Source organism: Microbispora sp. NBC_01389, assembly GCF_045040095.1.
In the GTDB taxonomy this organism is placed as follows: Bacteria; Actinomycetota; Actinomycetes; order Streptosporangiales; family Streptosporangiaceae; genus Microbispora.
The window spans coordinates 2,057,781-2,072,422 of record NZ_CP109552.1 but is presented as its reverse complement, the minus strand read 5'-3'; the positions used below and the strand labels follow the sequence as shown (position 1 = coordinate 2,072,422).

The 14,642-nt window shown below is 73.3% G+C and carries 11 protein-coding genes; 7 read left to right on the top strand and 4 right to left on the bottom strand.

All coding sequences use genetic code 11. The features are described from left to right. Window positions 1–18: 18 nt before the first annotated feature. From OG344_RS09190 to OG344_RS09165, 6 genes are all read left to right on the top strand, one after another. Window positions 19–1,773 (top strand): BTAD domain-containing putative transcriptional regulator, encoded by a 1,755-nt coding sequence (locus tag OG344_RS09190; protein ID WP_327048800.1) that lies wholly within the window; start codon window positions 19–21, stop codon window positions 1,771–1,773. 124 nt (window positions 1,774–1,897) lie between these two features. Further along, entirely contained in the window at window positions 1,898–2,110 is a 213-nt protein-coding gene (locus tag OG344_RS09185) for an aroma-sacti cluster domain-containing protein (RefSeq protein ID WP_405087852.1), read from the top strand. After that, entirely contained in the window at window positions 2,107–5,196 is a 3,090-nt protein-coding gene (locus tag OG344_RS09180; protein ID WP_405087851.1) for an AAA family ATPase, read from the top strand. The genes OG344_RS09185 and OG344_RS09180 overlap by 4 nt, the downstream gene beginning before the upstream one ends. Further along, window positions 5,193–6,080, top strand: a complete 888-nt coding sequence (locus OG344_RS09175) for a S8 family serine peptidase (protein ID WP_327048797.1) — start codon at window positions 5,193–5,195, stop codon at window positions 6,078–6,080. Before OG344_RS09180 ends, OG344_RS09175 begins: the two co-directional genes overlap by 4 nt. Further along, on the top strand, window positions 6,067–6,693 hold the full coding sequence (locus OG344_RS09170; RefSeq protein ID WP_327048796.1) for a GAF domain-containing protein: 627 nt from the start codon (window positions 6,067–6,069) through the stop codon (window positions 6,691–6,693). The genes OG344_RS09175 and OG344_RS09170 overlap by 14 nt, the downstream gene beginning before the upstream one ends. 114 nt (window positions 6,694–6,807) lie before the next feature. Continuing rightward, complete coding sequence (locus OG344_RS09165; RefSeq protein WP_150933667.1) at window positions 6,808–7,092, top strand: DUF1540 domain-containing protein; 285 nt, start codon at window positions 6,808–6,810, stop codon at window positions 7,090–7,092. A gap of 43 nt (window positions 7,093–7,135) precedes the next feature. On the opposite strand, the gene OG344_RS09160 is transcribed toward OG344_RS09165, so the two are convergent. The 4 genes from OG344_RS09160 to OG344_RS09145 all read right to left on the bottom strand — a co-directional run bounded on the left by OG344_RS09160 (window position 7,136) and on the right by OG344_RS09145 (window position 13,404). Then, a complete protein-coding gene (locus tag OG344_RS09160) occupies window positions 7,136–9,499 on the bottom strand; it encodes a GNAT family N-acetyltransferase (protein ID WP_405087850.1) in 2,364 nt (787 codons plus the stop codon). Further along, window positions 9,496–10,791: a lysine N(6)-hydroxylase/L-ornithine N(5)-oxygenase family protein gene (locus OG344_RS09155; RefSeq protein ID WP_405087849.1), complete on the bottom strand. Its 1,296-nt coding sequence runs from the start codon at window positions 10,789–10,791 to the stop codon at window positions 9,496–9,498. The genes OG344_RS09160 and OG344_RS09155 overlap by 4 nt, the downstream gene beginning before the upstream one ends. After that, window positions 10,778–12,283, bottom strand: coding sequence for a pyridoxal phosphate-dependent decarboxylase family protein (locus OG344_RS09150; protein WP_405087848.1), 1,506 nt, complete (start codon window positions 12,281–12,283; stop codon window positions 10,778–10,780). Before OG344_RS09150 ends, OG344_RS09155 begins: the two co-directional genes overlap by 14 nt. 77 nt (window positions 12,284–12,360) lie before the next feature. Continuing rightward, window positions 12,361–13,404, bottom strand: a complete 1,044-nt coding sequence (locus OG344_RS09145; protein WP_405087847.1) for an ABC transporter substrate-binding protein — start codon at window positions 13,402–13,404, stop codon at window positions 12,361–12,363. Between the two features lie 209 nt (window positions 13,405–13,613). On the opposite strand from OG344_RS09145, the gene OG344_RS09140 reads away from it, so the two are divergent. Then, window positions 13,614–14,603: a FecCD family ABC transporter permease gene (locus OG344_RS09140; protein ID WP_405087846.1), complete on the top strand. Its 990-nt coding sequence runs from the start codon at window positions 13,614–13,616 to the stop codon at window positions 14,601–14,603. Window positions 14,604–14,642: the final 39 nt, after the last annotated feature.

The following is a 14,642-nucleotide window of genomic DNA, read 5'->3' as shown; positions in this document are numbered from 1 at the left end:
GGTCCGCTGGAGGTCCGCGTGGCGGACCACAGGGCCGTCATCGGCGCGCCGAAACAACGGCTGCTCCTGGCGATACTGCTGTGCCACGCGAACGCGGTCATCCCGTCGGAGCAGTTGATCGACTCGCTGTGGGGCGAGACGCCGCCGCGCACGGCCCGCAAGAACCTGCAGGTCTACGTGTCCGCGCTACGCAAGATCGTGGGCGATCGGATCAGCTTCCAGGGGTGGGGCTACCGGATGCGCGCCGACCGCGAGGAGCTCGACCTGCTGCGCTTCCTGGAACTGAGCAGGTCGGGCCGCTCCGCCGTCCGGAGCGGCGACCTCCCCGCCGCCGCCGCGCAACTGGGCGACGCCGTCCGCATGTGGCACGAACGGCCGCTTGTGGAGTTCCGCCATGTCCCGCTCGTGGCCGCCGAGGTGGGCCGCTTCACCGAACTCTTCCTGTCGGTCTACGAGGACTGGGTGGAGCTGGAGATCGAACTGGGCCGCCACGTCGAGGCCCTGGGCTCCCTCGACGTCGTCGCCGCGCGGTTTCCCGCCCGCGAGCGCGTCGCGGCGGCCAGGATGACGGCGCTGTCGCGGTGCGGGCGGGCCGCCGAGGCGCTGGCCCATTTCGAGGGCGTCCGGCGGCACCTCGCCGCCGAGATGGGCATCGATCCCAGTCCGCTGATCCGGCAGCTCTACCAGACCATCCTTCGCGGTGACGGGCCCTCCCGCACCCGGAACCCCGGCCCGGCCGGCCCCGCCGCCCGTCCCGTACGGGCCCTGGCGAACCGGCTCCCCCGCGACGTCGACGACTTCTCCGGCCGGGCGGCGGAGGTGCGGCGCGTTCTCGAGGAGCCCGCTCCCGTCACGGTGATCACGGGCGGGCTGGGGGCCGGCAAGACCGCCCTCGCCGTACACGTCGCGCACCTGCTGGCCCCCCGCTATCCGGACGGCGCCGTGGTGATCCCGCTGCGGCGCCACGGCGTCCCCCGGCCGGCCGCCGGCGTCCAGCGGGAGATCCTGGAGGGCGTGGGGCTGGAGGTCGCCGGCGTGCGCGAGGACGACGCGCTGGCGTCCGTCTGGCGGTCGTGGCTCGCCGACCGGAAGGTCCTGCTGGTCCTCGACGACGCGCCGGACGAGGCGAGCGTCCGCACGCTGCTTCCCGGCACCACGTCGAGCAGGGTCCTGGTGACGAGCCGGAGCAGGCTCAGCGGGCTGGAGTCGGTGGCCCGGATCGGGCTCGGGGACCTGTCCACGAGCGAGGGCGTCGAGTTCCTGAGCCGGATGATCGGCCGCGACCGGGTGGCCGGCGATCTGCCCGCCGTCCTGCGGATCTTCCGGAGGTACGGCCTGTCGCCGCTGGTCCTGCGCCTGCTGGGGGCCCGGCTCGCCGGGCTCTGGCACCTGCCGCTCGGTCCGCTGGCCGAGCGGCTGGACCGGACCGAGAACGTGCTGGACGAGTTCGCCGCGGGGGACGTGTCGCTGCGCCGGCGGTTCGAGGAGTCCTACGCGCACCCGTCGTGGCCGCACCGCGCCGCGTTCCTCGCCCTGGGCGCGCTCGGCGGCCCGGTCTTCGGGCACGACGAGCTCGTCGAGGCCCTGGACGGCACCGGTGAGCCGGGCGAACGGGTCGTCGAGTCCCTTCTGGAGGCGGGCGTCCTGTCGATCTCGCAGACCCCGGCCGACGCCGAGGTGACCGCCCACTCCCTGTCGTACGCGATGTCACCGCTCGCCCACCGGTTCGCGGCCGAACTGCACGCCGGACCGCGCGGAAACCGGGAACGCTGAGACCGCGTACGCGGCCGGTATGGCGGCGGCATGGCGTCGCCATACTGGCCCTGAACCCCGCGTCCCTACCCTTGGCGGCGTACCACACTGGCCGTCAGGCCAGGCACGACCAGGAGGTGGGCCGTTGCACAGCCACGACGTTCAGACCGGGCCGGCGCCGTTCGACCCGCTGACGGCCCTGCGCGAGGCGGGCCACCCGGTGGACCTGCTCAACGAGCGGCAGCGGCAGGTGTTCGCCGAGCTCAGCAGGCCGGAGGTCGAGCTGCTGAACTCGATCAAGACCCGCCTGGACGAGGCGGCGGGTGAGGTCGAGGGCCAGGAGCTCAAGCTCGTTTGACCACCGGGGCGGCACGCCCTGCGCGCCGGAACGTCGTGGTCGTCTTCATCGACCTGGTGGGCTCGACGGAGCTGGCCGAACGGCTCGACCCCGAGCTCCTCAGGGACGTCCTCGACCGGTACTACCAGGCGTGCACCTCCGGGATCAGCGAGCACGGCGGCGTCGTGGAGAAGTACATCGGGGACGCGATCATGGCGGTCTTCGGCATCCCCGCAAACCGTGAGGACGACGCGCTCCGGGCGGTCCGCGCCGCCCACGCGGCGCTGCAGAGGGTGCGGGAGCTGAGCGACGGCCTCGCTCCCACGCACGGCATCCAGCTCGACGTGCACTGCGGCGTCAGCGCCGGGCAGGCGGTGGTCATCGCCACTCCGGGAGCCGACCTGCGCGTCATCGGCGACACCGTCAACACGGCCGCCCGCCTGCAGTCCGCCGCGGACGTCGGCGAGATCCTCGTCGGGGACGAGGTCGCGCGCCTGGTCCGCGCCCAGGCGCGGCTGGAGCCCGTGCCGCCGCTCACGCTGAAGGGCAAGAGCAACCCCGTGCGGGCCTGGCGGGTGACCTCGCTGGAGCCGGACGCCGGGGACGGCGACGCCCAGATCCCGCTCATCGGCCGCGCCGCGGAGACCGCGCGGCTCCGGGCGGCGTACCGCGAGGCGGTGCGGGACCACCGGTGCCGGGTGGTGACCGTGCTCGGCGTGCCGGGCATCGGCAAGTCCCGGCTCGTGCGCGACTTCGTCCACGAACTGCCCGCCGGGGTCGTCGTGCTCGCCGGGAGGTGCCGCTCGTACGGCGCCGGGATCACCTACCGCCCCATCGCGGAGATGGTCGAGTCACTCGGCGACGACTGGCCGGACACGCTGGAGGAGGCGAGCGGCGCCGCCCTGCGCGGCCTGGTGACCGGGGACGCCGCACGCGCGCCGCGTACGGGAGAGGACGCGGGCGTCGAGGAGATCGCGCGGGCGGTGTGCGCGCTGTTCGAGGCGCTGGCCCGGCGTGAGCCGCTGGTGGTGGTCTGGGAGGACCTGCACTGGGCCGAGCCGACCCTCCTCGACCTGATCGACGACCTCACGACGTGGCTGGTCGACGTGCCGGTCCTGGTCGTACGGGTGGCCCGCCCCGAGTTGCTGGAGGCGCGGCCCTCGTGGGGGATCGACGTCGGCCGGGCCGTCGCGTTCGAGCTCGGGGCGCTGGACGCGGCGCGGATGGAGCGGCTGGTCGCCGAGCTCGCCGCGCTCCGGTCGCCGGATGACGAGGTGGTCGCCCACGCCCTGGCCGCGAGCCCGGCCCTGTGCCGGCGGGTCGCGGAGAGCTCCGACGGCAACCCGCTGTTCGCCGAACTGCTGCTGGAGACGCTGGCCGAGGAGGGAGAGGACGCCCCGCTGCCGCGCACCATCCAGGCGCTGCTCGGCGCGCGGCTCGACCTGCTCGACGACGGTGAGCGCGACGTGCTCGAACGGGCCGCGACGATCGGCCATGCCTTCACCCTCGACCAGCTCGGCGGCCTCTGCGCGGTCCGGCCGGAGGCCCGGCTCGACGTCGACGAGACGGTCGGGCTCCTGATCCGCAGACGCCTGGTCCGGCGCGGGGAGGCGGCGGGGTCGTTCCACTTCACCCAGACGCTGACCCGCGACACGGTCTACGCCATGACCCGCAAGGACCTGCGGGCCACCTGGCATCTCGCTCTCGCCGACCGGATCTCCGAGCAGATCACCGAGCAGATCTCCGGGCCTGCGGAGGTCTCCGTCTGGTCCTCGTCCGGGGAGGAGTCGTCGCACGGCGACCTGACCCAGCATCTGGAGACCGCCTGCCTGCTCAAACGCGAGGTGCGGCCGGACGACCCGCTGCTGCCGGCGCTGACCGAGCGGGCCGCCCGCGCCCTCGTCGGGGAGGGCACCCGGGCCCTGCACCGCAAGGACCTGCCCGCGGCCATCGCCCTGCTGGAGCGGGGGCGCGACCTGCTGCCGGCCGGGCACCCCGACCACCGGCCACTGGCCGTACGCATCTGCGACGCCGGGCTGGCCCGCGGCGAGTCCGACCGGCCGTACGCCGCGCTGGACGTGGCCGAGCGGATGCTGCCGGGCGACCCGCGCACCCGGCTCACGTGCGCCGTCCAGCGCGAGACGCTGGCGGTGCGCTTCGGCACCCGGCCCGCCTCGGCCGGGCCGTTCCGTGACCTGCTGTCCGCCGACCCCGGCGACGACCTCGGCTGGTGCCGGCTCCACCACCTGGAGGCGCTGCTGCGCATCGGCGAGGGCCGCTTCGGCGCGGCCGAGGCCGCGTTGCGCGACGCCCTGGCCCGGGCTCGCTCCCTCGGCGACAGGTACGAGGAGAACCGCCTGCTCAGCGGGTTGTGCGAGCTGGCGCAGTGGTCCCCCACGCCGCTGGCGGAGGGGTTGTCGCTGTGCGCCGGCCTGTCGGCCAGGTTCGGCGCCGACCGGGCGATGCTCCTGCCCGTCCTGGTCACCGAGGCGCGGCTGCTCGCGCTGGCCGGTGACGTCGCCGAGGCCTGGGCCGTTCTCCACGCCGCGGACCGGCACGCCCGGGACCTCCACCTGAACCTGGCGGCCGCCGCGGTCCTCCAGGTGCGCGGGCTGGTGGAGTCGCTCGTCGACCGGCACGCCGCGGCGGAGGAGCTGTTCCGCCGGGCGGCGGCCGACCTCCACCGGCTGGGCCAGTCCGAGCCGGCCAGGACGCTGGAGCTGTACGCGGCGCGCGAGCTGCTCCGGCAGGGGCGTCACGCCGAGGCGGCGGGAGAGCTGGCGCGGCTGCGCGCGACGGCCGCGCGGCCGCAGGCCCGCGGCGAGCTGATCCTTCTCGCGCTGAGCGCCCGGATCGCGTCCCTCGACGGCGACCACGGCGCGGCGGGCGCGCTCGCCGCCCGAGCGGAGGAACTGCTCGCCCGCACCGACGACCCCTGCCTGTGCGGGGACGTGCTGGCCGACCTGGCGCGGGTCCACCACGCGGCCGGGCGGACCGGCCCGGCGGCCGAGGCCGCGGCCCGCGCGCTGCGTGGGTACGCGGCCAAGGGAGCGGAGCTGCCCGCCCGGCGGGTACGCCGGTGGATCGAGGAGGAGAGGCTACTTTGACACAGCCCCCCTGGCGCCGGGAGCGGCGTGAGCAGTTCCCCGGCGTGCCGGCCTGGAGCCTCGCGACCTCGCGGCTGACGCCGGAGGAGTTCGGCGTCAGCCGCCTGGAGCAGGTCACCAGGGAATGGGCGTGGGGCGACGACGGGACGGGCCCCGCCGACGGGGCGGGGGTGCGCGTCTGCGTGCTCGACACCGGGGTGGACGCCTCCCACCCGCTGGTCGGCGGCCTGGAGCGTTCGCTGGTGGTCGCCGACGACGGCGGGGACCTGACGGTCGTCGACTGCGACCCGGCCGACCCGGTGGGGCACGGGACCGCGTGCGCCGGCCTGATCCGCTCGATCGCCCCGGCAGTCTCGCTGACCTCGGTGCGGGTGCTGACCGACGGCCGATCCGGCAGCGGCGCCGCCCTCCTGGCCGGTCTGCGCTGGGCCGTGGAGGAGGGGTTCGACCTCGTCAACCTCAGCCTGTCCACCACCAGGAGCCAGTTCCTGCCCGAGCTGCACGAGCTGGCCGACCGCGCGTACTTCCGGCGCTGCCTGCTCGTGGCCGCTGCGCACAACATGCCGGTGCTCAGCTTCCCCTGGACGTTCTCCTCGGTCATCTCCGTGGCCAGCCACGACGAACCCGACCCGATGACCTACTACTACAACCCCGCGCCGCCGGCCGAGTTCTACGCCCGGGGCGTGCGGGTCCGGGTGGCCTGGCGCGGCGGCAGGCAGATCCGCAGCACCGGGAACAGCTTCGCCGCGCCGCACATCACCGGAATCTGCGCGCTCGCCCTGAGCCGGCACCGGTGGATGACCCCCTTCCAGCTGAAGTCCGTGCTCTATCTGGCCGCCAGCAACGTCGTCGTATCCAAGGGAGACGCGCATGTCCGTGCATGAACGCCGCTCCGGCAGCGAGATCACCGAGCGCAGGCTGCTGCAGTCGACCGTCGAGGTCGCCCGGCACGTGTTCGCCTCCGCCGCGGCGTCGGTCTTCCTGGTCGACCAGGAGACCGGCGAGCTGGTCTTCGAGGCCGTGTCGGGCGAGGGGGAGAAGCACCTGATCGGCACGCGCTTCCCGCCCGGCACGGGCATCGCGGGCTGGGTCGCGGCGAGCGGCCAGCCGATGATCGCCGACGAGGTGACCGCCGTACCGCAGTTCGCCCACGACGCCGCCGAGTCCACGGGGTACGTCCCGCACAGCATCATGGCGGCGCCGGTCATCCGGGAGGAGACATGCATCGGTGTGCTGGAGGTGCTCGACAGGTCCTCCGACTGGCGGGGCGAGCTCGCCGACGTGGACCTCCTCGCGATGCTCGCCGCCCAGGCGGCGTACGGCCTGGAGCTTCTGCTGCGGCTGCGGCGGTCGGAGGCGGCGGGCCCGGCCACGGCCGGCGGGGACGACGTCCACCTCCTGCTGCAGCGGATCTCCGCCCGGGTGCCCCGAGGCGCCGGGCCCGCCGACCCCACCGCGCTGAAGCTCCTCGCCGTCGCCGAGGAACTGCTGCACTAGCGCTGCTCCCCTGGCGGGACTTGGCGGAGTCTGGTGGCGTCGGGGGGATTGCCGACCTGGTCAACAGCGGTATGAGCCGGGCGAAAGCCGTGACTGCCAGGGGGGACGCCACTCATGGAGATGCCCGTTGTGAACCGTTGCGAGGCCACCTCGTGCGCGTACAACCGTGACCGCAGGTGCCACGCGACCGCCATCACGGTCGGCGACCTGTCCCACGCGCACTGCGACACCTTCTTCACCACCGGGGGGCCGGGCGGCGACCAGCAGACCATGGGACGCGTGGGCGCGTGCAAGATGTTCGACTGCCGGCACAACGTGGCTCTGGAGTGCCAGGCGCCCGGCATCGACATCGGCCCCGTGCAGGACGAGGCCGACTGCATGACGTACGCGCCCGCCTGAGCGGGCGGTGCTCAGAGCGGGCGGTGTTCAGAGCGGGCGGTGTTCAGGCGGGCGGGGCGAACCGGGCGATCGGGTTGACCAGGTCACCGGCCGTCTGGAGGGCGGCCGACGGGTCGGCCAGGTCCACCATCTGCCGGTTGTCGCGCAGTTGCAGGCGGTTGATGCACGAGAGCGCGAACGTCTCCGCGAACAGGTCGTAGCGCCGAAACCGCTCGGCGAGGTGGGGCGCCGACCGCCGGTAGTCCGCCGCGCATTCGGCGACCGTCCGCCAGAACGCCTCCTCGCCGAGCACCCCGCCCGTGGCCAGGATCGCGTTGAGGAAGCGCAGGAAGCAGTCGAACACGTCCGTGAAGATCGACAGGAGGCGCATCTCCTCGGGCACCTCGGCGCGGATCCGCCGCACGCCGGGTGGCAGGTCCGTGTCCGGGTCCATCACCACGATCTCCTCGGCGATGTCCTTGAAGATCACCCGCTCCACCGCGCCGCCGTCGAGCACCAGGATCACGTTCTCGCCGTGCGGCATGAACGCCAGGCCGTACGCGTAGAAGGCGTGCAGCAGCGGGGTGAGGTAGGCGTCGAGGTAGCGCCGGAGCCACACCTCGGGCGGCAGGCCCGACTGCTCGATCAGCGCCGCCACGAACGACCGGCCCGCCTCGTCGGCGTGCAGGAGGGAGGCCATGGTGGCCAGGCGCCTGCCCGGTTCGAGGCCCGCGACCGGGCTCTCCCGCCACAGCGCCGCGAGCATCTTCCGGTACGGCGAGTGGGGGCGGGTGGCCGACTCGTACAGGCGGTCGCGGTAGCCGGCGGCGGCCCGCTCGCGAATGATCGTCAGTCGGGTCGCGCGGAAGACGTCGTCGTCCCGCAGCAGGCCGGCGAGCCAGTCGTTGATCGCCGGAGTGGCCTCCATGTAGGCCGCGGACAGGCCGCGCATGAAGCCCATGTTGAGCACCGACAGCGCGGTCTTCACGTAGTGCTTCGACGGCTCACCGGCGTTGAAGAACGTCCGCACCGACTGCTGGGGGAGGTAGTCGTCGTCGCCGGGGCCCAGGCAGACCAGGCGCCGCGTGGCGACCGCCGCGGCGAAGGTGACCGACAGCTTGTTCCACCACTGCCAGGGATGCACCGGAAGGAGCAGGTAGTCGGTCATGTCCAGGCCGAGGCCGGCGAGCGTGCCCGCGAAGCGGGCGAGGGTCTCCTCGCCGAGTTCGTCACGCGTGAGCCGGTCGTAGTCGATGTCGCCGGAACAGGAGAAGACGCAGTGGTCGCGGTGGGCGGCCAGCCAGATCAGGCGTACGGGGGCGGCGGCCTCGGGGGCGTACCGGTGGTGGTCGCCGACGCCGTAGCCGATCCGGCCGCTGTTGGCCACGAAGCACGGATGTCCCTCGGTCATTCCGGCCTCGATCTGCTGGAAGCCGGCCTTCGCCAGTTCGTTCGCGCCGGCCGCGCGCCTGGTCAGCTTGTACGCGAGGCTCGCCAGCGTGGAGGAGATCTCCTCCAGGTAGACGGGGAGGATCTCGTCGCTCAGCCCGAGGGAGCCGCGCATCTCCACGACGAGATCCAGTGCGTCGAGGGGCAGTGCCTCGGATAGTTGGGCCTCGCCCGTCGTGCGGTGCCGGGTGATCTCACCGATGTGCCAGTGGTCGAGCGACAGCACCGTGGCGGTGAAGCGGTATTCCACCGCGCCGTCGTCGGACCGCACGGCGTACCGGCCGTCGCCGAGCGGGCGCGGGACGAGCAGCCGCTCGTGGGCGAACTCGGCGAGCGCCTTGCGCACCAGCCGCCGGTTGGCCCTCTCCCAGGTCTCCGGCGTGAGATGGGCGACCGCCGCGACGGGATCGCCGGCCGGATCTCCGACGGCGGCGTGGAACCGCTCGCGGGTGCACACGCTCAGCAGGGCCTCCTTCTCCGGTTTGGCGATCACGCCGACGACCTCGAAACCGGCGGCCGCGTTCAGCGCGTGTACGGCGGTGTTGCGCACGTCGGGCTCGACGACCACCCGCCGCACCGACGGGTCGGCGAACAGCGTCTCCAGCACGGTCGTGATCACGGCCCGGGAGAAGCCGTGCACCGGGGCGCCGGTGGGCGCGCAGAGGAAGTGCATGCCCACGTCGCCGTCCCGCGCGTCGTACAGGCCCGCGAGCTCGACCCGGGCGGGGTCGTACCGCTCGGCCAGGAAGGCCGGACGCCCGTTCACCAGCCCGAGGTAGGCGTCGCGGTGCGGGTGGGCCACGATCCGGCGGTACTCCTCGGCGACCCCGGCGACGTCGGCGTCCCCCATCATCCAGAACACCGCCTTGGGGTGGGTCACCCAGGCGTGCACGATCTCCGCGTCGGCGTCGGGGTCGAGCCGGCGCACGGCCAGTTCGCCGACCCCGTCGTGGACGCGGCGGAAGACGATCCCGCTCACGCGACCACCCCCTCGGGGGCCCCGAACTCCTGGAAGGCGATCGCCTTCTCGATGGGGTAGTGCTCGCGGCCGAGGATCTGGGCGATGATCCACGAGTTGCGGTACGGGCCCATGCCCAGGTCGGGCGAGGTGACGCTGTGGGCGTGGGTCGCGCCGTTCTGCACGAAGATCCCCCGGCCGGTGACGTCGACGCTGTAGTTCCTGGCCACGTCGAACCGGCCGCGCCGGTCCCACCGGATGCGGTGCCGTACGGGATCGAGGAAGGCGGGCGGCTCGTAGCGGTAGCCGGTGGCCAGCACGAGCCCCTGGGTGACGAGCGTGAAGTCGCGCTCCTGCTCCAGGTGGCGCAGGCCGAGCGTGTACTCACCCCGGGCCGCGTCGTGGGCCGCCTCGCGCAGTTCGGTGCAGGTCAGCAGCCGCGCCGGGACCGGGCCGCCGGCGGACTTGGCGTACAGCAGGTCGTAGATCTCGTTGATCAGCGCCGCGTCGATGCCCTTGTGCAGGCCCTTCTGCTCGGCTTCGAGGCGGTAGCGGGTGTCCTCGGGCAGCGCGTGGAAGTAGTCCACGTAGTCCGGGGAGGTCATCTCCAGGGTCAGCTTGGTGTATTCCAGGGGGAAGAACCGCGGCGACCGGGTCACCCAGTTCAGCCGGTAGCCGTGGGTGTCGATGCCGGACAGCAGGTCGCGGTAGATCTCGGCGGCGCTCTGCCCGCTGCCGACGACCGTGATGCTCTCCTTGGCCAGCAGGTCCGCCTTGCGGGTGAGGTAGTCGCCGTTGTGGACGACGCCGCCGCCGAGGCCGCGGCAGGGCTCGGGCACGTACGGCGGGGTGCCGGTGCCGAGCACGAGGTGCGGGGCGCGGTGCTCGGTCCGCTCGCCCGTGTCCGTCAGCGCGTGGACGACGTAATGCCCGTCCGCCTCGTCGTACGTCACGGAGGTGACCCGGTGGCCGAAGCGGACGCTCCGCAGCCGCCCGGCGGCCCACCCGCAGTACGCGTCGTACTCCGCGCGGAGCTGGTAGAAGTTCTCCCGGATGTAGAAGGGGTAGAGCCTGCCGGTCTCCTTGAGGTAGTTGAGGAAGGAGTACGGCGAGGTCGGGTCGGCCAGCGTGACGAGGTCGGCGATGAACGGGGTCTGCAGCGTGACCGCGTCGAGCATCATCCCCGGATGCCAGGCGAAGCCGGGCCTCGCCTCCAGGAACAGCCCGTCGAGCCCGGCGACCGGCTCGGCCAGGCAGGCGAGACCCAGGTTGAACGGCCCCAGCCCGATCGCCACGAAGTCATGAGTGGACATGCGTCACCTCCCGGTGACCGGCGAGCGGGGCGAGGTCGTCCACGTGACGCTGGGCGTGACCGGCGAGGAGATCGAGGACGTACGCGACATCGTCCCGCGTGGTCTCCGGGTTGAGCAGGGTGAGCTTGAGGTGGTGGCGGCCGTCGACGGTCGTGCCCGCGACGACGGCCTCGCCCGAGGCGGCCAGCGCCTCCCGGGCGTACAGGTTGGCGTCGTCGGCCAGTTCGCGGCCCGGGCCCTCCGGCGGCAGGTAGCGGAAGACCAGCGTGCTCAGCGCCGACCGCGTGACGACCTCGAAGCGCGGGTCGGCGGCGAGCATCGCGTGCGCCTCGGCCGCGAGGTCCACCACCTGGTCGAACAGCTCGCCGACCGCGTCCGCGCCCATCACGCGCAGGGTCAGCCAGAGCTTCAGCGCGTCGAAGCGGCGGGTGGTCTGCAGGCTCTTGTCCACCTGGTTGGGGATCCCCCGCTCGGCCATCCGCAGCGGGTTGAGGTAGTCGGCGTGGTGGGCCGCGTGCCGCAGCGCCGCGCCGTCCCGCACCAGCAGGGCGCTGGAGCTGACCGGCTGGAAGAAGGACTTGTGGAAGTCGACCGTGACCGAGTCGGCCCGCTCGATCCCGTCGAGCAGGTGCCGCCGCCTTCGGGAGACCAGCAGCCCGCAGCCGTACGCCGCGTCCACGTGCAGCCACACCCCGGCCGCCGCGCACAGCCGGGCGATCTCCGGCAGCGGGTCGATCGAGCCGAAGTCGGTGGTGCCCGCGGTGGCGGCGACGGCCATGACCGTCAGCCCGGCGCGGCGGCAGCGGTCGAGCTCGCGGGCGAGCCCGCCGGGCCGCATCCGCCGCTCCGCGTCGGTCTCCACGGCGACGACCGCCTCCGGCCCGAGGCCGAGCAGGGTCGCCGCCTTGCGCACGCTGAAGTGGCCCGCCTCGGACGTGATCACGCGCAGCCGGGACAGCGGCGTCCCGGCGGCGCGGGCCTCCTCGCGGGCGAGGAACAGCGCCTGGAGGTTCGACTGGGTGCCGCCGCTGGTGAAGACGCCGTCGGCGGCGGGACCGAAGCCGATCCGGCCGGCCGTCCAGTCGACCAGGCGGCGCTCGATGAGCGTGCCGCCCGCGCTCTGGTCCCAGGTGTCGAGCGAGGAGTTGACGGCCGACAGGACCACCTCGCCCAGCAGCGCGGGGATCACCACCGGGCAGTTGAGATGGGCCAGGTAGCGGGGGTGGTGGAAGTAGACGGCGTCGCGCAGGTAGACCCGTTCGAGCTCGTCGAGCGCGGCGGCGTGGTCGTGCAACGGCCGTTCGAGGTCGATCGCGGCGATGTCCGGCGCGAGCCGCGCCGGGCCGACGCCGCTGAACGGCCGGTCGGTCCGCCCGACCCGGTCGGCCACGCGGGCGCTTCCGGCGGCCACGGCATGCCGGTATCCCTCCACGGTGTGGTCGTTGAAGAGGTACGACCGCGCGTCTGCGGCGCGGGACTGGGTCATGGTCATCCTTGGATAGTTAGGCTAGGCAAACCTAAGTTGAAAGAGCGCGGACGGAGGCCCGGGTGATTTCCCGCGGGTGCGGGTCAGCCGAGCTTCTTGGCGTTCCGGATCGCCGTCGCCAGGTTCTCCAGGATCGGCGCGGCGCCCGCGTACGAGAAGCGGGGCACCGGGTCCCAGGCGGCGACCTGGCCCGCCTTGACCGCCGGCAGCTTGGGCCAGGCGGGCTTGGCCTCGAGGTCCTTGGGCTGCAGCGCGGTGGGCCGGTTGTCGAGCAGGATCAGGTCGGCGTCGTACTTGCCGGCGTTCTCCCAGCTGAGGTTCTCGTAGTAACCGCCGTCGCCGGGCTTGTCGGGCCGGACGACCTCGACCCCCAGTTCGGCGAAGTACATCAGGTCGGTGTTGACCTCGGGATTGGAGACGTACAGCACGTCGGGGCTGCCGGAGGCGGCCATCACCCTGATCCCGGGGTTCTCGGCGACCGCCTTGCGCACGCTGCCGGCGGCGGCCTCGAACCTCGCCCTGGCCTGGGCGATCTCGGGGGCCTTCAGGTCGGCGCCGAGGCTCTCGGCGAGGGCGGCGTAGCGCTCGATCGTCTCGGTCATCGGCACCCGGGCGGCGCTGACGGCGACCGTGGGGGCGAGCTTGACGATCTTGTCCTTGCTCTCGTCCGGCACGTACCAGAGCGCGCCGGGGTCGTACATGTGGGTGACGAGCAGGTCGGGGCGCAGCGCGGCGTACTTCTCGATGTTGAACTCGCCCCAGACGTTGCCGAGGATCGTCACCTTGTCCACGTCCAGGTCGCCCGCCTGTGGCTCGGGCGAGCCGTCGGCGCGCTTGGTCTCGCCGAACACGCCGACGAGTCTGTCCTGCAACCCGTAGTCGGCGAGGGCCGCCGCCGTGCCGGTGAACGCCACGACCCGCGCCGGGACCCCCGCCGCCGTGGCCGTCTCCTTCCTGTCGTCGGTGAAGGACCACGCCCCGGTGCTCTGACCGGCAGCAGCACTCCGACCTGCACTGGAGGGGGTGGAGCCACCCGATCCGCAGGCGGCCAGCGCCAGCGTGAGAGCGGCGGCTCCGCCCGCGGCGAAGAGCCCGCGACGGGACATGGTGGTGTTCAGCTTTCGCACGGTTTGTCTTTCTCTTGCATGGTCATGCCCTGGGGTGGATACCTGGTGGGCGGATCGATTGTTAGGTTACCCTTACCTAAGTTCTTGTCCAGAGGGGCGATCGGAATTCGTCCCCCGCCCCGATGGAGCCGACCGTGGTCGTCACCGAGTCATCGCAGCTCAGCGGGCCCGCACGGGCACCGCGGAAACATCCGGAGAAGACCCGGCCGATGGCGGCGCTGCTCGGACCGGTGGTCGGGCCGGTGGTCGGGCCCGCGCTCGCGCTGCTCGCCGTCCTCGTGCTGAGCCTCGGGCTCGGCGCCCGGCCGATGTCCCCCGCCGAGGTCTGGCAGGGGCTCGTGGACACCGGGTCCGGCGCGTACACGGTGGTGCACGAGATGCGGCTGCCCCGCACCCTGCTCGGTCTGCTCGCGGGCGCGGCGCTGGGAGTGGCGGGCGGGGTCATGCAGGCGCTGACCCGCAACCCGCTCGCCGACCCCGGCCTGCTGGGGATCAACGCCGGGGCCTCCGCGGCGGTGGCGACCGCCGCCGGGCTGCTGGGGGTGGCGACGTTCCAGGGCTACGTCTGGTTCGCGCTGGCCGGAGCCGCGGCCGTCTCCGTGCTCGTGTACGGCGTGGGCGGCGGGCGCGCGGCCACCCCGGCGCGGCTGGCGCTCGCCGGAGCCGCGATCAACGCCGCGCTCTACTCGTACGTGAACGGGACGATGCTGCTCGACGCCGCCTCGCTGGAGACGATGCGCTTCTGGACGGTCGGCTCGCTGGCGAGCGCGCAGAGCGGGACGGTGGCCATGGTCGCGCCGTTCGTCGCGGCAGGGTTGCTGCTGGCCCTGGCGCTGGCCCGGCCGCTCAACGCGCTCGCCCTCGGCGACGACTCCGCCCGGTCGCTCGGCGCGCGTCCCGCCCTGATCCGTACGGCCGCCATCGTGGCCGTGACGCTGCTGTGCGGGGCCGCGACGGCGGCCTGCGGGCCGATCGTCTTCGTCGGGCTGATGGTGCCGCACCTCGTCAAGGCGCTGACCGGCCCCGACCTGCGGCGGCTGCTGCCCTGCTGCGCGGTGCTCGCGCCCGCGCTGCTGCTCGGCGCGGACGTGCTCGGGCGGATCGTGGCCCGGCCCGGCGAGTTGCAGGCGGGCATCGTCACGGCGGTGCTCGGCGGCCCGCTGTTCCTCTACTACGTGCGAAGGAAGGTGCGGGCGTGAACCCCGAATCCGCGTGCCTGCGTTCGGCGGGCTCGCGTG